We start from the raw sequence: 17,310 nt of genomic DNA on the forward strand, positions 1-17,310 counted from the left end.
CCCAACCACAAACGCCGAAGCATTTGCCCCGGCGTGTGGTGTTTCAGGTGATGTCAGTCGTCGCGGTGGACTTTCTCGCGCCGCTCGTGACGCTCTTGCGCCTCAAGGGTCATGGTGGCGATGGGCCGCGCGTCCAGCCGTTTGAGCGAGATCGGATCGCCGGTGACCATGCAGTAACCGAACTCTCCCTCGTCGATCCGCCGCAGCGCCGCGTCGATCTTGCCGACCAGTTTACGCGCCCGATCCCGGGTGCGCAGCTCCAAGGCGCGGTCGGTCTCTTCCGAAGCGCGGTCGGTCACGTCCGGGATGTTCCGGGTGCCGTCTTGTAGTGTCTCGATCGTGTCGCGGCTGCCTGCCAACAGTTCCGCTTTCCAGTTGATCAGCTTGCGACGAAAGTACTCAAGCTGACGGTCATTCATGAATGGCTCGTCCTCGGCCGGACGATAGTCGTCCGGCAGGAAGATTTCCTGCTTCATTTGTTTTTCCCCGGCGTTTTTCAATTCAGACATTAAAAAGGCCTGTCTCCCGACATCGTCCCCTGCCGCAGCGTCTATCTGAGCGGGTAACAATTGTCACTACACAATCCCTTTGATTTTTGGTTAAAGGCCAAGGATCAAGCGCCCGTCACACGAGGTTGAAAACAAGATGAAATTCCAAGGCACCAAAGACTACGTCGCCACCGAGGACCTGAAAATTGCCGTCAATGCGGCGGTGACGCTGGAGCGGCCATTGCTGGTGAAGGGCGAGCCGGGCACCGGCAAGACCGAGTTGGCGCGGCAGGTCAGCGACGCTTTGGGCCTGCGCATGATCGAATGGAACATCAAATCGACCACCCGCGCACAGCAGGGCCTGTACGAGTATGACGCCGTGAACCGTCTGCGCGACAGCCAGTTGGGTGATGAGCGCGTGCATGACGTCAAGAACTACATCCGCAAGGGCAAGCTCTGGCAGGCTTTCGAAGCGGATGAGAAGGTCGTGCTTTTGATTGACGAGATCGACAAGGCCGACATCGAGTTCCCCAACGACCTGTTGCAGGAACTCGATAAGATGGAATTCTTCGTCTATGAGACGGGCGAGACGATCCGCGCGCGTCAGCGCCCCATTGTCATCATCACCTCGAACAATGAAAAGGAACTGCCCGACGCCTTCCTGCGTCGCTGCTTCTTTCATTACATCCAATTCCCCGACATGGAGACACTGAAACAGATCGTCGAAGTGCACCATCCGGGCATCAAACAGCAGCTGCTGACCACCGCGCTAACGCAATTCTACGAGATCCGCGAGCAGCAGGGGCTGAAGAAGAAGCCCTCAACCTCCGAAGTGCTGGACTGGCTGAAACTGCTGCTGGCCGAGGATATGGACGCCGAAGATCTGACCAAGGACGGCCCCAACGCTTTGCCCAAACTGCATGGCGCGCTGCTGAAGAACGAGCAGGACGTGCATCTGTTCGAGCGGTTGGCCTTCATGGCGCGTCGCCAGCGGTAGAGCGGCAACACAAATGCGACTTTACGTCAAAAGCGGGTATTTTCCTCGCTTTTGATTTTTCCCCTGCCTAGGCTGAGGTCAATCACGGGCGCAAAGACCCGGGTTGAAACGACCGATGGGGCAGGCAGATGCAAGGACAATCAGCAACCGCGCCACGCGCATATTGGGATAGACCAGCCCACGCAGGGAAGCAGAGAGGCCCCCACGCATGAGGCCCCGGCGCATGAGGCGCAGCGTGAAGGCGCGGCTGATCCTGCCGCTGATGCTGCTGCTGAACGCCTGCGTGCCCGCCTCGCATTCCGAGGTGGCAACCCGCGCGGTCATCGCCGACAGCACCCTGCCCCCGATGAAGCAGTTCACCCAAGCCCGCCCCGCTCAGCCGCATGTGTCGAATGCCGCGCTGGCGGAGGATTTCCTCGACCTGTCCTTCCGGATGGAAAGTGGCCGCGCCCTGCCCGTTCTGACCCGTTTCGAGGGGCCGATCACCCTGCGCGTGCTGGGCCAGCCGCCCGCCACGTTGGGGCCGGACCTTGCGCGTCTGCTGGCCCGTCTGCGCCGCGAGGCCGGGATCGAACTGCGTGAGGTCACGGGCGGAGAGGCCGGCATCACCATTCAAGCGGTGAACCGCAGCCAAATCCGCCGGCTCTTGCCGCAGGCGGCCTGTTTCGTGGTGCCAAACGTCAGCACGCTTGAGGAATACCGCCGCGCGCGCCGCTCGCCCGCCACCGATTGGACCCGCCTGACCGAGCGGCGCAAGCTAGCGATCTTCCTGCCCAATGATGTGAGCCCGCAAGAAAGCCGCGACTGTCTGCATGAGGAACTGGCCCAAGCGCTTGGGCCGCTGAACGATCTCTACCGCCTGCCGGATTCGGTCTTTAACGACGACAATGTGCATACGGTACTGACCGGTTTCGACATGCTGGTGCTGCGCATCTACTATGACCCCGCGCTGCGCTCGGGCATGAGCCGCGAAGAGGTCGCCGCCCGTCTGCCGGGCATTCTGGCCCGGGTGAACCCCGCAGGCGGCACCGTCGCCCCCCGCCCCGCCCGCGCCACGCCGCAGGTCTGGAGCCGCGCGATCCAGACCGCCCTCGGCCGCGACGTGAGCCGCAATGCCCGGCTGAACGCCGCCCGCGATGCGCTGCGCATCGCCGAGACGCAGGGCTGGCAGGACAACCGCCACGCCTTTTCGCATTACGCCATGGGCCGGGTCATCCAGATGTCCGAACCCGCCGCCGCACAGGCGCATTACCAAACCGCCAACGCCCTCTATGCCCGCACCCCCGGCACCACGCTGCACCGCGCCTATGTCGCCACCCAGCGGGCAGGCTATGCGGTGACCATCGGCGACGGCGCAGGCGCGCTGGCCCTGATCGCGCCGCATCTGCCCGTGGCCGAAGCCAGCGAAAACGCCGCCCTTCTGGCCACGCTCATGCTGCTCAAAGCCGAAGCGCTAGAGATCGAAGGCCGCGGCATTGAGGCGCGCCGCGTCAGGCTGGACAGCATCGGCTGGGCGCGATACGGCTTTGGCCCTGACTGGGCCGTGCGGGCCAAGCTGCGCGAGATCGCAAGCCTCAACCCGCGCAATGGATAGGCCCGCGAAACAAACGGGCAATAGGTTATGATAGCACTCGGATTGGCATTGATCGGCGCGATTATCGGCGGGCTGACCGCGCGCAAACGCGGCGGCAACCGCAAGGACATCGCGCAATATGCCGCGGGCTATGGCATGGCCTTTCTCATCGTCGGCATGATCGCCACGGTTCTGCTGGACCGCGCATTGAGCGTCTGATGTTTCTGCCCTTCTTCGATCAGCTGCGCCGCCACAATGTCCCGGTCTCCCTGCGGGAGTTTCTGGCCTTTCTCGAAGGCATGAAAGCGGGGCTTGCGACCTATGACGTGGAGGCGTTTTACTACCTCGCCCGCGTGTCGATGGTCAAAGATGAGCGCAACATCGACAAGTTCGACCGCGCTTTCGCCGCCGCTTTTAAAGGGTTGGAGAAGATCAGCCTCGACGATGTGCTCGATGCCGTGGACCTGCCCGAAGACTGGCTGCGCAAGATGGCCGAAAAGCACCTCACGCCTGAGGAAAAGGCCGAGATCGAAGCCATGGGCGGTTTCGACAAGCTGATGGAGACGCTGAAAAAGCGGCTGGAAGAGCAGAAGGGCCGGCATCAGGGTGGCTCCAAATGGGTCGGCACGGCGGGCACCTCGCCCTTCGGTGCCTATGGCTACAACCCCGAGGGCGTGCGGATCGGTCAGAAGGAAAGCCGCCACCAACGCGCGGTCAAAGTCTGGGACAAACGCGAGTTTCGCAACCTCGACGACAATGTCGAGATCGGCACACGCAACATCAAACTGGCGCTGAAACGCCTGCGCCGTTGGGCGCGCGATGGCGCGGCAGAGGAGTTTGACCTCAACGGTACGATCCGCGCCACGGCGGAACATGGCTATCTCGACGTCAAGACCCGCCCCGAGCGGCGCAATGCGGTGAAAGTGCTGCTGTTTCTCGACATCGGCGGTTCGATGGATCCGCATGTGAAAGTGGTCGAAGAACTCTTCAGCGCCGCAAAGGGCGAGTTTAAACATCTCGAACATTTCTACTTCCACAACTGCCTCTACGAAGGCGTGTGGCGCGACAACCGCCGCCGCTGGGACGCGCAGATCCCCACCCATGAGGTGCTGCGCAGCTATGGCTCTGACTACAAATGCATTTTCGTGGGCGACGCCAGCATGTCACCCTATGAGATCGCCTATCTGGGCGGCGCGAATGAACATTGGAACGCCGAGGCCGGGGCGACTTGGCTGGCACGCGCACGCGACCAATGGCCGAACCACCTGTGGATCAACCCCGTCCCCGAACGCCAGTGGGGCTACACCCAATCCATCGCCATGATCCAAGAGATTTTCGGCGCTGAGGCCATGGTGCCCATGACGCTCGAAGGGTTGAGCCGTGGGATCAAGACCATGACGCGCTAACCCCCTTCCTTGACAGCCTGCCGCGCCGCGCCACTTCAGGGGGCGAAGGCAAGCAATGTGGAAGGAAATAGAATGTCCCCGATCATCAAATCCGGCAGCGCGAAATGGGAAGGCTCGCTCAAAGAGGGCAATGGCCATGTCTCGACCGAAAGCGGCGTGCTGTCCGACCAGCCCTATGGTTTCAACACCCGTTTCGAGGGCAAGCAAGGCACCAACCCCGAAGAGCTGATCGGTGCGGCCCATGCCTCCTGCTTTTCGATGGCCCTGTCGATGATCCTTGGCCAAAGCGACCTGACGCCTGACAGCATCGAGACCAAGGCCGAGGTGCATCTCGAAGAGAAAGACGGCGGCTTTCATGTGCCGAAAGTGCATCTGACGGTCGAGGCCAGCATCCCCGGCGCGTCGCAGGAAGACTTCGATGAGGCGGCCAAAACCGCCAAGGAGAACTGCCCGATCTCCAAACTGCTGACGGCTGAGATCACGATGGACGCGAAACTCGTCTGATCGCCAAGAATACGACCGGGGCGCAGGCCATGGCCGCTTGCCCCCGGTCCCCCCGCTCCCCATATTGGGCGCATGATCCGCGTTATCCCCATCCTCCTCGCCATCCTCTATGCGCTGGCGATGTACCGTTTCTCGGCTTGGCGCACGGCGCGGGAGTTGGATGCGAAATCGACGCCGCTGGTTGATCCGAAGTTGAACGAGATCAGCAACCGCATGGCCCGCGCGCTCGACCTGCCGCGCATCAAGGTGCATCTTTATGAGATCGAACCCGTAAACGGGCTGGCGGCCCCCGATGGACGGATTTTCATCACCCGCGGCTTCTATAACAAGTTCCGCCAAGGTGCTGTAACGGCTGAAGAATTGGCAAGCGTTATCGCCCATGAATTGGGCCATGTCGCCCTTGGCCATTCGCGCCGCCGGATGATTGATTTCTCGGGTCAGAACGCCCTGCGCACGGCCCTTGCGATGGTGCTGGGGCGGCTCATTCCCGGCATCGGCGTCTGGATCGCCAGCGGGCTGACCAGCCTGCTGGCCGCGCGGCTGTCGCGTAACGATGAATATGAGGCCGACGCCTATGCCGCCGCCCTGCTCACCAAGGCCGGGATCGGCATTGGCCCGCAAATCTCCTTGTTTGAAAAGCTCGACGCGCTCAGCCAATCTGGCGGCAACCGTCCGCCTGCGTGGTTGCTGAGCCACCCCAAGACGGAAGAGCGGATCGACAAACTGCGCCAGATGCAGGTGCGGTGGGACGGTTGACCTAGCCCAAAGCCTTTGCCAACCTCGGCAACCGCGCCTTTTTCAGCAGGGCACGCATTTCCCATGGCTCACCGGAAAGCCGCCGCGCCTCTTGCAAGACGGCCTCTGCCACGGGGGCGACCATCTCAGGCGTCGCCTGCCAGATGCCATGCAGATAGCTGTCAGGATCGGCGCGGCTCAGCCCCTCTTCGGCGAGGATTTGACGGGGAAAGTCCTTGGCATTCAGCGTCAGGATCATATCGGCGCTGTTGGCCACGGCAACGGCCAACACATGGATGTCATTCTCATCCGGCAGCCAAAGCCGCGCTTGCAGACCGGGGGAAGCCTCGCGCTCGGCCTCCGGCCATTTGCCGCGCAACAGCGCAATCTCGGCCCGTGCCTGCGCTTCGCCCGCGGGGCCAAGCTTGACCGCCGCGCGGGCCCATTCCTCCAAGATACGCGCCGACCAGATCGGCTCGAACGCGCCCCGCGCCGCCACGCCGAGCACCATCTCGCGCATCACCGTGGGGTAAAGCACGCAGGTGTCGATCAGCACGCGGGGGCGCGTTTCCATCACAGGCGGAAGAACAGCGATTTGAGGTAGCCGCTTTCCGCAAGCTGCGGCAGTTGCGGGTGGTCCGCCCCGGCGAAACCGGTGTGCAGTAGCATGGCGCGGCGTCCGGCCCGACCGATGCCGCGCACCGAAGCCGTGCGGAACTGGTTCAGGTCAGCGGCATGAGAGCAGGAGCAAAGCCCCAGAATGCCGTTCTCCGCCACCAGTTGCGCCGAGAGCCGCGCGACGCGTTCATAGGCACGAAGCCCTGCGTCGACCGCTTGGCGCGAGGGGGCAAAGGCGGGCGGGTCGCAGATCACCACGTCGAAAGTCTCGCCCTCGTCCCGCAGGGCGGTGAGCACCTCGAAAGCATCCCCTTGGCGGGTGGCGAAACGGTCCTGCATGCCCATCGCCGTCGCCCCGGCCTCGGCCAGTTCCAGCGCGGGGGCGGAGCCGTCCACCGCCAGCGCCGAGGATGCGCCGCCCGCAAGTGCTGCGAGGGAGAAGCCGCCAACGTGGGAGAAGACATCGAGCACCCGCCCGCCATTCCGCGCGAGATTGGCGGCAAAGGCGTGGTTCGGGCGTTGGTCATAGAACAGGCCGGTTTTCTGCCCGCCGGTGAGGTCGGCCATATAGGTCGCGCCATTCATCGGCACCGGCAGCGGCCCCTCGGGCGTTTCGCCTGCCAACGTGGCCGAGGCATCGTCGAGCCCTTCGAGCTTGCGGGTCCGGCCTGAGGCGTTTTTCAGCACGTTGTGCACGCCCGTCACCGATTGCAGCGCGGCGACGAGCGGCTCAATCAGCGCGTCTGCCCAAGCGGCATTGGGTTGGATCACGCAGGTATCGCCGAAACGGTCGATGATGACACCCGGCAGGCCATCGGCCTCGGCATGGATCAGGCGGTAGTAGGGCTGATCGTAAAGCTGCCTGCGCAGTTGAAGGGCGCGACTGAGGCGCGCTTCGAACCAGGCCTGATCGATCTGCGCCTCGGCGTCTTGGTCGATCATCCGGGCGATGATCTTGGAATTCGGATTGACCGCGACCAGCCCCATGGGCTTGCGCTCGGCATCCTCCAGCAGCGCCAGCGTGCCGGGGGCGAGCCCGCGCGTGCGGCGGTCGGTGACCAATTCATTGGCGTAGACCCAAGGAAAGCCGTGGCGGATGGCGCGGGCGTTGGCCTTGGGCAATAGGCGCACCACGGGACGTGTGGCAGGCTGCGGGGCGGAGGGGGTTTGGGGCGTTGTCATAGCGCCCCTCGTACTGCGTTCGCGCGGCTGGGGAAAGAGGTTTCGCAAGCCCCCATTGGCAGTCAGTTGCGCGCCCTGCCCCGCCAGCCGCCCCGACGGCGCGGGGTGGTCAGCGTCGTCTTCCCCTCGCGCAGCACTTGGGTCATCGGGTGATCGGCGGCGGCGCGGTGCCGTTCCAGCAATCGGGTGATGGCGGCGGCGCTGTCGTGTCCGTCCGGCAAGCTCAGGGCCCAATCAAGGAAGATGCTGCGGCATTCGGCGGGGCCGATCCCCTCCATCCGGTAGGATTCGCGGATCAGGCCCTTTGGGTCATCGGGATCGCTCATGCGCCCTCCCGCCCCGGCATTGGCAGCGCTGCGTTGATGATCTGCGCGGCGCTGTTGTAGTCGGTCTGCATCTTGCGTTCCAAGGCAGAGAGGTCGTCACATTCCAGCACCCGGCAGAGGAAGCTCGCCCCCGCCTGCCCCATCGCCCCTGCCTCGATCGGATTGGCCGAGAGCAGCCGCGCGGCGCAGTTCAGGGTCCAAGCGTCGGTATAGGCGGCGGAGAGGGTCGCCTCCCCTTCGGTGTCGATCACCCCTTCGTCGCGCGCGGCGGCAAGGCCCGCGTCGATCTCACGCGCGCCAGTGCCGCCGATGAGCGCCCCCGCCTGCGCGAAGAGTTCGATATCCTGCAGCCGGCCCGCGCCGGTCTTGGCGTCGAGCGCGCCTGCGGGGCTGCGGGCGGCGGCGATGCGGCGGCGCATATCGGCCACCTCTCCCAGCACCTTGTCACGCGGGGCGGCACGGCTGAGGATGTCTTTGCACAGCGCGTCAACATCGCGGCCCAGATCCTCTGCCCCCGCGATCACCCGGGCGCGGGTGAGGGCCAGATGCTCCCACACCCATGCTTGTTCTTTCTGATAGCTCTCGAAACTGGCAAGGCTGGTCGCCACCGGCCCCTGATTGCCCGAAGGGCGCAGGCGCATGTCGATGTCGTAAAGTTTGCCTTGGGCCATCGGCGCGGTCATCGCGGTAATCATCGCTTGGGTCAGCCGCGCATAATAGCTGCGTGTGGCGAGGGGTTTGGGGCCATCGGAACTCTCCACCCCATCGGCGTCATAGATCACCAGCATATCGAGGTCCGAAGTCGGCGTGAGCCGCCCGGCCCCGAGCGAGCCCATGCCAAGGATCACCGCCCCGCGCCCCGGCGGCGGGCCATGGCGGGTGGCGAATTGATCGACGACCACGGGCCAAAGCGCCTGCAAGACGGCTTGGGCAAGCTCGGCATATTGGCGCCCGGCGGTGGCCGCGTCGATCAGCCCGCGCAGCAGATGCACGCCGATCCGAAAATGCCATTCGCGTGCCCAACGGCGGGTGCCGTCAAGGCGCAATTCATAATCCGCCTCCCCCGCAAGGTGCTGCTCCAGCATCTCGGTCAGCTTGGTCTGCCCCGGCCAGTCCGAGAAGAAATCGCCGCCGATCACCGCATCGAAAACGCCGGAGTTGCGCGACAGATGCGTGGCAAGCGCGGGCGATGTGGCGACGATATCCACCAAGAGATCGCCCAGTTGCGGATTGGCCCGCAAAAGGGAGAACAGCTGCACCCCGGCGGGCAGCCCCGCGAGAAAACCGTCAAAGGCCAAAAGCCCCTCATCCGGTTTCGCCGATTGCGCCAGACGGTCCAGCAGAAGCGGTTTGAGCCGCCCGAAGATATCCGCCCCCCGCTCCGAGCGCAGCGCGGGATAGCTGGGCCAGCGGTCTAGCACCGAAGTGTCGAATTGATGCGCCGGGCGCGCGGCTTCGGGCTCTTCCCTTGTGGCTGCGAAAAAGCTCTCGATCAGGTCGTGCACGGCTTGAAGTCGCTCATGAAGATCGGACTGTAAGTCTTTGACATCCATATCCATCATGGCGGCCAGCCGGTCGAAATCGGCATCGTTTCGGGGCAGCGTGTGGGTCTGGGCGTCTTGCACCATCTGCAATCGGTGCTCGACCGTGCGATGCGCGCGGTAGTGATCACCAAGCGTCTCGGCCACCTCCTCGGGCACCCAGCCCTTTTCGGCCAGCACGCGCAATCCCGCCAGCGTGCCACGGGGCCGCAGGTCCGCATCGCGGCCCCCGGCGATGAGCTGCCGGGTCTGGGTGAAGAACTCGATCTCACGGATGCCGCCCCGGCCCAGTTTCATGTCATGGTCCGGCAGGGTGATTGGGCCGCCCAAGCCCTTGTGCTCACGGATCGCCAGCCGCATGTCATGGGCGTCTTGGATGGCAGCGAAATCCAAGTGGCGACGCCAGACGAAAGGGCGCAAAGATTGCAAAAACGCCTCGCCTGCCGCGATGTCGCCCACTGCGGGACGGGCCTTGATATAGGCCGCGCGCTCCCATGTGCGGCCAAGGCTTTCGTAATAGCGCTCCGCCGCCTCCATCGCGATGCAGACGGGGGTGACCGCCGGGTCGGGGCGCAGGCGCAGATCCGTGCGGAAGACATAGCCTTGGGCCGTATTCTCGCTCAGCGTGGCAGACATGGCGCGCGTGGCTTTGACGAAGGCGCTGCGGGCGGCGTGGAAATCATCGGGCGCGAAACGGCTTTCGTCGAAAAGGCAGATCAGGTCGATGTCGGAGGAATAGTTCAACTCCCCCGCGCCCATCTTGCCCATGGCAAAGACGACCATGCCCGCGCAATCGGAAAGATCGTCCATCGTCATCCCCGGCAGCTTGCCGCGTTTGATCTGTGCCGCCAGCCCCGCCCGCAGGGCCGCGCCGCAGGCGGCATCGGCGTATTCGGTCAGCGCACCTGTCACCTCCTCCAGCGACCATGCCCCGCCCAGATCGGCCAGCGCGGTCAGCAACGCCATACGCCGCTTGCCCTGCCGCAGCCCATCGGCAAGCCGGTCGGGGGCCAGTTCCGCCGCTGCCGCGCAATTATCGGCCAGAGCGGCTTCGGGATTGGCCACCGCCGCGCTCAGCCAACCCGCCTCTTTCTCCAAAAGCGCCATCAGATAGGGCGCGGTCGAGGCCGCAGCCGAGATCATTTCGCGCAACTCCGGCGCGAGATCGGGCAGCAGCGCCGCCGCATCCTGCGCACGTTCGCAGTGGTAGACGCGGGGGGAACGGGTGATCCGGGCGGCGAGAGATGGGTCTGTCATGGGGCCAGCTTTGCGGGCTGATCCAAGCGGCGTCAATGGGGGTTGCGACAGGGCACGGGCTTGCTACGACTTTGGCGCGCGCCCCAAGGGGGCACGATGCGACAAGGGGCAGAGAATGAGCAAGAGTTTGAAACGCGTGCGTGCCACGCTGGAGGCCGCGGGGGTGACGCCGGAAATCCGCGAGACGGCTTTGGCGCGGACGGCGGTGGATGCGGCCACGGCGCTTGATTGCGCGGTCGACCAGATCGCGAAATCAATCGTTCTGCGCGGCGAAGACAGCGCGGCGGCGCTGCTGTTCATCACCGCGGGCGCGCAGCAGGTCGATCTGGAACAGGCCGCGGCGCTGGCCGGGGAGCCTTTGGGCAAAGCCGATGCCGCGCTGATCCGGGCACAGACCGGCTTTGCCATCGGCGGCGTCGCGCCTTTGGGGCATATCACGCCGCCGCGCGCTTGGTTTGACCGCAATCTGCTGCAATTCCCGCTGGTCTGGGCCGCTGCGGGCACGCCGCATCACGTTTTCTGCCTTGAACCCCAGAAGATGGCGCAGCTTTCGGGCGCGCAAGTCGCTGATTTCACTGTCGCTTCCCAAATAATGTAAAAAACATTCACATAGCCCCTTGCGAAACGGGTTCGTCATTCCGATCTATTCAATGTGAAAGACATTCACATTATCCGAAACGCCCGGGCCGGCGACAGGCCCGTCACGACCGAAAGGCTCAACAATGACGACAGTGACCACCGACCCGACCTATTCCCCCCGCCCCAGTTGGCTGGCCCGGACGGAAGCCTGGATGGACGCACGCGGCAAAGGCGCATGGATCGCCGCCATGGTGCTCGGCTTCATCTTCTTCTGGCCCCTCGGCCTCGCCCTTCTTGCCTATATGACTTGGAGCAAACGCATGTTCTCTTCGAAATCCTGCAGCCGCAAATCCAGCCGCGCGATGATGTCGCGCAGCACCGGCAACCGCGCCTTTGACGCCTATAAGGCCGACACGCTGCGCCGTTTGGAGGAAGAGCAGCACAACTTCGAAGCCTTCCTTGAGCGTCTGCGCGAGGCCAAGGACAAGGCCGAGTTCGACCAGTTCATGGACGAGCGTGCCAAGCGGGACGAAACGGCCACAAACGCCTGATCGCACCCTGACCCCCACCCCCCGGCCCGCGCGCCGGGGGGCCATTCGCAGGACAAGACATGACCCAGACCCCCGACCCCGATCTGCACCCGCAATTCTATGACGGCATCGCTGGCAAGCGGCTGCTGGCTTGGGTCATCGATGTGACCCTTGTCCTGCTCTTTTGCGTGCTGATCCTGCCCTTCACGGCCTTTACGGGGCTGTTCTTTTTCCCCTTTCTGACGCTGGTGGTGGGCTTTGCCTACCGGGTGGCCACGCTGACCGGCGGCTCGGCCACATGGGGGATGCGCCTGATGGCGATGGAGCTGCGCGACCACCGCGACCGACCCTTCGATTTCATGACCGCGCTTTTGCATACCATCGGCTATTCGCTGTCGATGACGGTCACGGTCATTCAGGTCGTCTCGGCCGTTCTCATCTGCACCACGGCCCGCCGTCAAAGCCTTACGGACATGGCGCTTGGCACCGTGCCGGTGAACCGGCGGCTCAGCCGCTAGGGGCGGACGCAAATTTGCCCTTGGCGGCGCGGGGGGTGGTTGATAGCATCCCCCGATAAATGCTGGAAGCCCATGCGACATACACTGCCTTTGACACCACAATTCTATGTCACAGCGCCGCAACCCTGCCCCTATCTGGAGGGCCGGATGGAGCGCAAGCTGTTCACCGCCCTTCAGGGCGATAATGCCGCTCGCCTGAATGACAGCCTGTCGAGCCAAGGCTTCCGCCGCTCGCAAAATGTTCTGTACCGCCCCTCCTGCGCCGATTGCGCCGCTTGTCTTTCCGCGCGGATCGACGTGGCGGCCTTTCGCCCCAGCAAAAGCCAGCGCCGCATCCTGAAGCGCAACGCGGGGCTGGAACGCCGCGCGACATCGCCTTGGGCCACGGAAGAGCAATATGACCTTTTCCGCAGCTACCTCGACAGCCGCCATGCGGATGGGGGCATGGCGGATATGGACGTGTTCGAATTCGCTGCCATGATCGAGGAAACGCCGATCCGCAGCCGGGTGATTGAGTATACCGACCCTGAGGCCGACAATGCCCTCGTTGGCGTCTGCCTGACCGATGTGCTGGGCGACGGGGTGAGCATGGTCTATTCCTTCTACACCCCCGACCGGCCCCGCAACGGGCTGGGCAATTACATTATCCTCGACCATATCGAAATCGCCCGCGCGGCGGGGCTGCCTTATGTCTATCTTGGCTATTGGGTGCCCGGCAGCCAGAAGATGGGATATAAGGCCAAATTCTCGGGGCTTGAGGTCTATATGGGGGGCCAGTGGCAAAAGATGCGCGATCCTGAGGGTTTCGTGCCCGACCAGCATCCGCTCAGCAACGATCCCATCGCCGAACAGGTGGCCAATATCACCCTGCCGGATGTGACCCCACGCTGAGGAAACCAATTGATTTTGGCACTATTACCGGGCGGCCCCTTGGGCTGCCCGTTTTGTTTTGTGTGATACCGCGCCGGAAATGCAGGAAAGTACGCTATGCCGATCAAATCTTTCCGAAAATAACGCAGATGGTACGCGTTGCGAAATAAACCTACAAACAATCCCGCCCGACGCACAAGTTTTTCGCCATTTCGCTGTTGACGCCCCTCTTTCCCCCTCCTAATCTCACGCCACGCTTAGAGGACCCTTAAGATGACCGACCTAGTCATTATTGTAAGACACACGCGCATGGGCCGGTAACGGTAGACCATAATCCTTCCCATGCGCCCCCGTCAGACCGGGGGTTTTTTTATGCCAATCGCAATAACCTGCCTTACGGAGCACCCAAGATGAAACGCCAGATGACCGGAGCGAAAATGATCGTCCAAGCCCTGATTGACCAGGGTGTGGACACCGTCTTTGGATATCCCGGTGGCGCGGTGCTACCGATCTATGACGAGGTCTTTCAGCAGAATTCGATCAAACACGTTCTGGTGCGCCATGAGCAAGGGGCGGTGCACGCCGCCGAAGGCTATGCCCGTTCCACTGGCAAACCGGGCGTGGTGCTGGTGACCTCCGGCCCCGGTGCCACGAATGCGGTCACGGGCCTTACGGATGCGCTGCTCGACTCGATTCCGCTGGTGGTGCTGACCGGTCAGGTGCCGACCTTCATGATCGGCTCCGACGCCTTTCAAGAGGCCGACACCGTGGGCATCACCCGCCCCTGCACCAAGCACAATTGGCTGGTGAAAGAGACCGATACCCTTGGCGCCACTCTGCACGAGGCCTTCCATGTCGCCACCCATGGCCGCCCCGGCCCGGTGCTGATCGACATCCCCAAGGACGTGCAATTCGCCACCGGCCACTACGAGTCCCCCAAACCCTCGACCTCGCGCTATCAGCCTCAGGTTAAGGGCGACATGGCCGAGATCACCGAACTGGTCGCGGCGATGGAGACGGCGAAGCGTCCGATTTTCTACACCGGCGGCGGGGTCATCAACTCCGGCCCGGCGGCGAGCCAGTTGCTGCGCGAATTGGTTGATGCCACTGGCTTTCCCATCACCTCCACCCTGATGGGCCTCGGCGCCTACCCGGCGTCGGGTGACAAATGGCTTGGGATGCTCGGGATGCACGGGCTTTACGAGGCCAATATGGCGATGCATGATTGTGATCTGATGATCAACATTGGCGCGCGGTTCGACGACCGGATCACCGGTGTTATTGACAGTTTCAGCCCAAAATCCACCAAGGCGCATATCGACATCGACCCCTCGTCGATCAACAAGGTGATCCGCATCGACATTCCGATCGTCGGTGATGTGGCCCATGTGCTCGAAGACCTGCTGAAGGTCTGGAAATCGCGCGGCCGCAAGACCAATAGCGAGGCGGTGGCGAAATGGTGGCAGCAGATCGAAGAATGGCGCAGCATCGATTGCCTCAAGTTCAACCAATCCGGCAAGGTGATCAAACCCCAGCACGCGCTGGCGCGGCTCGAAGCGCTGACCAAGGATCACGACCGCTATATCACCACCGAAGTAGGCCAACACCAGATGTGGGCCGCGCAATACCTCGGCTTTGAGGAGCCGAACCGCTGGATGACCTCGGGCGGCCTTGGCACCATGGGCTATGGTTTCCCCGCCTCCATCGGCGTGCAGATGGCGCATCCGGAGGCGCTGGTGATCAACGTGGCGGGCGAAGCCTCGTGGCTGATGAACATGCAAGAGATGGGCACGGCGATGCAATTCGGCCTGCCGGTGAAACAGTTCATCCTCAACAACGAGCGGCTCGGCATGGTGCGCCAGTGGCAGGAACTGCTGCACGGTGAGCGCTATTCGCAAAGCTGGTCCGAAGCCCTGCCCGATTTCGTCAAACTGGCCGAAGCCTTTGGCGCCAAGGGGATTATCTGCTCGGACCCCGATGACCTTGATGATGCGATCATGGAGATGATCAACCACGACGGGCCAGTGATCTTTGACTGTCTGGTCGAGAAGCATGAGAACTGCTTCCCCATGATCCCAAGCGGCAAGGCGCATAACGAGATGCTGTTGCCCGGCGATCATGAGACCCAGGGCGTGATCGACGCAAAAGGCTCGGTGTTGGTGTAACCCGTTTTCTTTAAAAGAAAACGTCCCGGAAATTTTTCGAATTTCCGGCGAAGATGAAGAAGGACGAAGACATGGCTGCCCTAAAAATCAAAAAAGGTGCGACCTCGCATTCCGCCTATAACCTACGGCCCAACTTCTCGGATGTGGTTGAAAAACACACGCTGGCCGTGCTGGTCGAGAACGAGCCCGGCGCGCTGGCGCGGGTGATCGGCCTGTTCTCGGGCCGGGGGTATAACATCGACAGTCTGACCGTGGCCGAGGTGGACCATACCGGGCATCTGTCGCGTATCACCATCGTCACCAGCGGCACCCCGCAGGTGATCGAGCAGATCAAGGCGCAGGTCGGTCGCATCGTGCCGGTGCATGAGGTGCATGACCTCACCGTCGAAGGGCCGAGCGTGGAACGGGAACTGGCGATTTTCAAAGTCGTCGGCAAGGGCGAGCAACGGGTCGAAGCGCTGCGGCTGGCAGATATCTTCCGCGCCAATGTGGTCGACAGCACGCTCGAAAGCTTTGTTTTCGAGATCACCGGCGCGCCCGACAAGATCGACGCTTTCGCCGAGTTGATGCGCCCGCTGGGGCTGGCCGATGTCGCCCGCACCGGCGTGGCCGCCCTCGCCCGTGGTGTCTGACACGCGGGGCGTTTAGGCTTTCAGCTGGGCCGCGCGGAATTGGCGCGGTCCGGGCTTGGCGGTAAAGGGTATGATCTGGGCGCCATGCTGGCGCTTTCCCTCTGCCTCCGGCTCTGCCGCTAAGGGGCTATCGTGACGCAGCGCCTCGGGCAGATGCGAAGCCGCTTTCTCCTGAACCAGCCGGGGGTTGTCCGCGATACGCAGCTTGCGATGCACTGAGACGTCGAACTGCACCATATCGCCCGTGTCAAACCCCGCCCCCTGCCCGACACGGATCGCCGGCTCTTCGTAATAGGCAAGATCGCCTTGATCTTCGCACCAGAAAACCGCTTTTCCGGCGCTATTATCGCTCCACAGAACTACACCAATCATAGTACACCCCGCTTTCGATGTTTGTTCTCCATTCTGCGACAATCGAAAGAGGTGAAACATAGGTTAAAATGCAACGTGCGCTTGCATTTTGTGTCGGTTCCAGTAGGGTCAGCTACAATTCGGCGTCAGCTTTGACGCGCCTTCGCGTCAGTCTGTTAACCATCTGGCCATAGCGGCTTTTATTCCAAGGTCGCGACCCATTCAGAACGAGGCTGCATGTCCGCTCCCAACCGCTCTCCCTCTGAACTTCGTAGCATGTTCGGCGCCAATCTGCGCCAGTTGGCAGCGGATTACCCCTCGATCTCTGACCTTGCCCGGCAGCTTGGCATCAATCGCACGCAATTCAACCGCTACCTTTCGGGCGAAAGCTTCCCCCGGCCCGATGTGCTGGCGCGGATCTGCCGCTTTTTCGAGATCGACGCGCGGGTGCTGCTGGAGCCGGTGACCGAGATTTCCCTGAACCAAGATCCGATCAACAACAGCTTCCTGCGCGACTTCCTGGGCACCGGAATTCAAAATGTGCCCGAGGCGGATTTCCCAAGCGGTTTTTACCGTTTCGCGCGGCGGTCTTTTCTGGATCAGGACAGGTTCGTGACCGGCGTGGTTTTTATCACGCGCCATGGCAGCAGCACCTTCCTGCGCGGCTATGAGAGCGCGCCATCGTTGCGCGCGCAAGAGCTGCCGACCAACCCGATGGCGCGGGAATATCGCGGCATCGTCTCACGGCAGGAGAATGGGGTTTCCATCGTCGTCTCGCGGCGTCGTACGCTGACCGGGTCGTTCAACTACCTCAACCGCGTCGCCTCTTTCGAAAATAACTTTTGGGTTGGCTACGTCACCCGCACCGCCCCCGAAAGCGCCGCGGGCACGCGGGTGACCCGGCTGACCTATGAGTATATCGGCAGAGACCCCAAAACCGTTCTGCCCGCCGCGCGGCAGGCGGGGTTCACCGACATCGACGCGCTGATGCCCTACCACCGCCGCCTGCTTCAGCCTGACGCGCCTTTTAACTAAGCC

The 17,310-nt window shown here is 62.9% G+C and carries 19 protein-coding genes; 13 read left to right on the top strand and 6 right to left on the bottom strand.

The window, feature by feature from the left end; all coding sequences use genetic code 11:
- Nucleotides 1-53: 53 nt before the first annotated feature.
- Entirely contained in the window at nt 54-476 is a 423-nt protein-coding gene (gene dksA / locus ACGYK2_RS04575) for an RNA polymerase-binding protein DksA (RefSeq protein WP_067262021.1), read from the bottom strand.
- 169 nt (nt 477-645) lie between these two features.
- Between dksA and ACGYK2_RS04580 the strand changes: the two genes are divergently transcribed.
- From ACGYK2_RS04580 to ACGYK2_RS04605, 6 genes are all read left to right on the top strand, one after another.
- Nucleotides 646-1,485, top strand: coding sequence for a MoxR family ATPase (locus tag ACGYK2_RS04580; protein ID WP_271687557.1), 840 nt, complete (start codon nt 646-648; stop codon nt 1,483-1,485).
- A 223-nt stretch (nt 1,486-1,708) separates the two neighbouring features.
- The gene (locus ACGYK2_RS04585) at nt 1,709-3,079 is read left to right on the top strand and encodes a DUF2927 domain-containing protein (RefSeq protein ID WP_271687558.1); all 1,371 of its coding nucleotides are present in this window, start codon (nt 1,709-1,711) and stop codon (nt 3,077-3,079) included.
- Between the two features lie 27 nt (nt 3,080-3,106).
- Nucleotides 3,107-3,277, top strand: coding sequence for an apolipoprotein acyltransferase (locus ACGYK2_RS04590; RefSeq protein WP_067262001.1), 171 nt, complete (start codon nt 3,107-3,109; stop codon nt 3,275-3,277).
- Nucleotides 3,277-4,464, top strand: a complete 1,188-nt coding sequence (locus tag ACGYK2_RS04595) for a VWA domain-containing protein (RefSeq protein ID WP_394374241.1) — start codon at nt 3,277-3,279, stop codon at nt 4,462-4,464. The genes ACGYK2_RS04590 and ACGYK2_RS04595 overlap by 1 nt, the downstream gene beginning before the upstream one ends.
- 72 nt (nt 4,465-4,536) lie before the next feature.
- A complete protein-coding gene (locus tag ACGYK2_RS04600; RefSeq protein WP_271687561.1) occupies nt 4,537-4,968 on the top strand; it encodes an OsmC family protein in 432 nt (143 codons plus the stop codon).
- Nucleotides 4,969-5,040: 72 nt separating this feature from the next.
- Nucleotides 5,041-5,724 (top strand): M48 family metalloprotease, encoded by a 684-nt coding sequence (locus ACGYK2_RS04605; RefSeq protein WP_271687562.1) that lies wholly within the window; start codon nt 5,041-5,043, stop codon nt 5,722-5,724.
- Between the two features lies 1 nt (nt 5,725).
- Here ACGYK2_RS04605 and ACGYK2_RS04610 read toward each other — a convergent pair whose 3' ends face one another.
- From ACGYK2_RS04610 to ACGYK2_RS04625, 4 genes are all read right to left on the bottom strand, one after another.
- The gene (locus tag ACGYK2_RS04610) at nt 5,726-6,277 is read right to left on the bottom strand and encodes an RSP_2648 family PIN domain-containing protein (RefSeq protein WP_271687564.1); all 552 of its coding nucleotides are present in this window, start codon (nt 6,275-6,277) and stop codon (nt 5,726-5,728) included.
- Entirely contained in the window at nt 6,277-7,503 is a 1,227-nt protein-coding gene (locus ACGYK2_RS04615) for an RSP_2647 family RNA methyltransferase (RefSeq protein WP_271687565.1), read from the bottom strand. The genes ACGYK2_RS04610 and ACGYK2_RS04615 overlap by 1 nt, the downstream gene beginning before the upstream one ends.
- A gap of 62 nt (nt 7,504-7,565) precedes the next feature.
- The gene (locus ACGYK2_RS04620; protein ID WP_271687567.1) at nt 7,566-7,829 is read right to left on the bottom strand and encodes a hypothetical protein; all 264 of its coding nucleotides are present in this window, start codon (nt 7,827-7,829) and stop codon (nt 7,566-7,568) included.
- Entirely contained in the window at nt 7,826-10,627 is a 2,802-nt protein-coding gene (locus ACGYK2_RS04625) for a glutamine-synthetase adenylyltransferase (RefSeq protein WP_271687569.1), read from the bottom strand. The genes ACGYK2_RS04620 and ACGYK2_RS04625 overlap by 4 nt, the downstream gene beginning before the upstream one ends.
- Before the next feature lie 115 nt (nt 10,628-10,742).
- Between ACGYK2_RS04625 and ACGYK2_RS04630 the strand changes: the two genes are divergently transcribed.
- The 6 genes from ACGYK2_RS04630 to ilvN all read left to right on the top strand — a co-directional run bounded on the left by ACGYK2_RS04630 (nt 10,743) and on the right by ilvN (nt 15,921).
- Nucleotides 10,743-11,225 (top strand): YbaK/EbsC family protein, encoded by a 483-nt coding sequence (locus ACGYK2_RS04630; protein WP_271687570.1) that lies wholly within the window; start codon nt 10,743-10,745, stop codon nt 11,223-11,225.
- Nucleotides 11,226-11,349: 124 nt separating this feature from the next.
- Nucleotides 11,350-11,757, top strand: a complete 408-nt coding sequence (locus ACGYK2_RS04635; protein ID WP_209218085.1) for a DUF2852 domain-containing protein — start codon at nt 11,350-11,352, stop codon at nt 11,755-11,757.
- Between the two features lie 59 nt (nt 11,758-11,816).
- Nucleotides 11,817-12,254 (top strand): RDD family protein, encoded by a 438-nt coding sequence (locus tag ACGYK2_RS04640; RefSeq protein ID WP_271687571.1) that lies wholly within the window; start codon nt 11,817-11,819, stop codon nt 12,252-12,254.
- Nucleotides 12,255-12,326: 72 nt separating this feature from the next.
- Nucleotides 12,327-13,145, top strand: a complete 819-nt coding sequence (locus tag ACGYK2_RS04645; protein WP_271687573.1) for an arginyltransferase — start codon at nt 12,327-12,329, stop codon at nt 13,143-13,145.
- 389 nt (nt 13,146-13,534) lie between these two features.
- Entirely contained in the window at nt 13,535-15,289 is a 1,755-nt protein-coding gene (locus ACGYK2_RS04650) for an acetolactate synthase 3 large subunit (protein ID WP_067268663.1), read from the top strand.
- A 71-nt stretch (nt 15,290-15,360) separates the two neighbouring features.
- Nucleotides 15,361-15,921, top strand: coding sequence for an acetolactate synthase small subunit (gene ilvN / locus ACGYK2_RS04655; protein WP_271687574.1), 561 nt, complete (start codon nt 15,361-15,363; stop codon nt 15,919-15,921).
- Between the two features lie 12 nt (nt 15,922-15,933).
- On the opposite strand, the gene ACGYK2_RS04660 is transcribed toward ilvN, so the two are convergent.
- Entirely contained in the window at nt 15,934-16,293 is a 360-nt protein-coding gene (locus ACGYK2_RS04660) for a hypothetical protein (protein WP_271687575.1), read from the bottom strand.
- Nucleotides 16,294-16,509: 216 nt separating this feature from the next.
- Here ACGYK2_RS04660 and ACGYK2_RS04665 point away from each other — a divergent pair, with 216 nt between their 5' ends.
- On the top strand, nt 16,510-17,307 hold the full coding sequence (locus ACGYK2_RS04665) for a helix-turn-helix domain-containing protein (protein WP_271687576.1): 798 nt from the start codon (nt 16,510-16,512) through the stop codon (nt 17,305-17,307).
- Nucleotides 17,308-17,310 lie beyond the last annotated feature (3 nt).

Origin of the sequence: Sulfitobacter sp. 1A10359 (assembly GCF_043558145.1) — a bacterium.
Taxonomy (GTDB): domain Bacteria; phylum Pseudomonadota; class Alphaproteobacteria; order Rhodobacterales; family Rhodobacteraceae; genus Sulfitobacter; species Sulfitobacter faviae.

Excerpts from the sequence above, each read along its gene's own strand:
- dksA (WP_067262021.1), bottom strand. The coding sequence starts at position 476 with ATGAAGCAGGAAATCTTCCTGCCGGACGACTATCGTCCGGCCGAGGAC.
- ACGYK2_RS04580 (WP_271687557.1), top strand. The coding sequence starts at position 646 with ATGAAATTCCAAGGCACCAAAGACTACGTCGCCACCGAGGACCTGAAA.
- ACGYK2_RS04585 (WP_271687558.1), top strand. The coding sequence starts at position 1,709 with ATGAGGCGCAGCGTGAAGGCGCGGCTGATCCTGCCGCTGATGCTGCTG.
- ACGYK2_RS04590 (WP_067262001.1), top strand. The coding sequence starts at position 3,107 with ATGATAGCACTCGGATTGGCATTGATCGGCGCGATTATCGGCGGGCTG.
- ACGYK2_RS04595 (WP_394374241.1), top strand. The coding sequence starts at position 3,277 with ATGTTTCTGCCCTTCTTCGATCAGCTGCGCCGCCACAATGTCCCGGTC.
- ACGYK2_RS04600 (WP_271687561.1), top strand. The coding sequence starts at position 4,537 with ATGTCCCCGATCATCAAATCCGGCAGCGCGAAATGGGAAGGCTCGCTC.
- ACGYK2_RS04605 (WP_271687562.1), top strand. The coding sequence starts at position 5,041 with ATGATCCGCGTTATCCCCATCCTCCTCGCCATCCTCTATGCGCTGGCG.
- ACGYK2_RS04610 (WP_271687564.1), bottom strand. The coding sequence starts at position 6,277 with ATGGAAACGCGCCCCCGCGTGCTGATCGACACCTGCGTGCTTTACCCC.
- ACGYK2_RS04615 (WP_271687565.1), bottom strand. The coding sequence starts at position 7,503 with ATGACAACGCCCCAAACCCCCTCCGCCCCGCAGCCTGCCACACGTCCC.
- ACGYK2_RS04620 (WP_271687567.1), bottom strand. The coding sequence starts at position 7,829 with ATGAGCGATCCCGATGACCCAAAGGGCCTGATCCGCGAATCCTACCGG.
- ACGYK2_RS04625 (WP_271687569.1), bottom strand. The coding sequence starts at position 10,627 with ATGACAGACCCATCTCTCGCCGCCCGGATCACCCGTTCCCCCCGCGTC.
- ACGYK2_RS04630 (WP_271687570.1), top strand. The coding sequence starts at position 10,743 with ATGAGCAAGAGTTTGAAACGCGTGCGTGCCACGCTGGAGGCCGCGGGG.
- ACGYK2_RS04635 (WP_209218085.1), top strand. The coding sequence starts at position 11,350 with ATGACGACAGTGACCACCGACCCGACCTATTCCCCCCGCCCCAGTTGG.
- ACGYK2_RS04640 (WP_271687571.1), top strand. The coding sequence starts at position 11,817 with ATGACCCAGACCCCCGACCCCGATCTGCACCCGCAATTCTATGACGGC.
- ACGYK2_RS04645 (WP_271687573.1), top strand. The coding sequence starts at position 12,327 with ATGCGACATACACTGCCTTTGACACCACAATTCTATGTCACAGCGCCG.
- ACGYK2_RS04650 (WP_067268663.1), top strand. The coding sequence starts at position 13,535 with ATGAAACGCCAGATGACCGGAGCGAAAATGATCGTCCAAGCCCTGATT.
- ilvN (WP_271687574.1), top strand. The coding sequence starts at position 15,361 with ATGGCTGCCCTAAAAATCAAAAAAGGTGCGACCTCGCATTCCGCCTAT.
- ACGYK2_RS04660 (WP_271687575.1), bottom strand. The coding sequence starts at position 16,293 with ATGATTGGTGTAGTTCTGTGGAGCGATAATAGCGCCGGAAAAGCGGTT.
- ACGYK2_RS04665 (WP_271687576.1), top strand. The coding sequence starts at position 16,510 with ATGTCCGCTCCCAACCGCTCTCCCTCTGAACTTCGTAGCATGTTCGGC.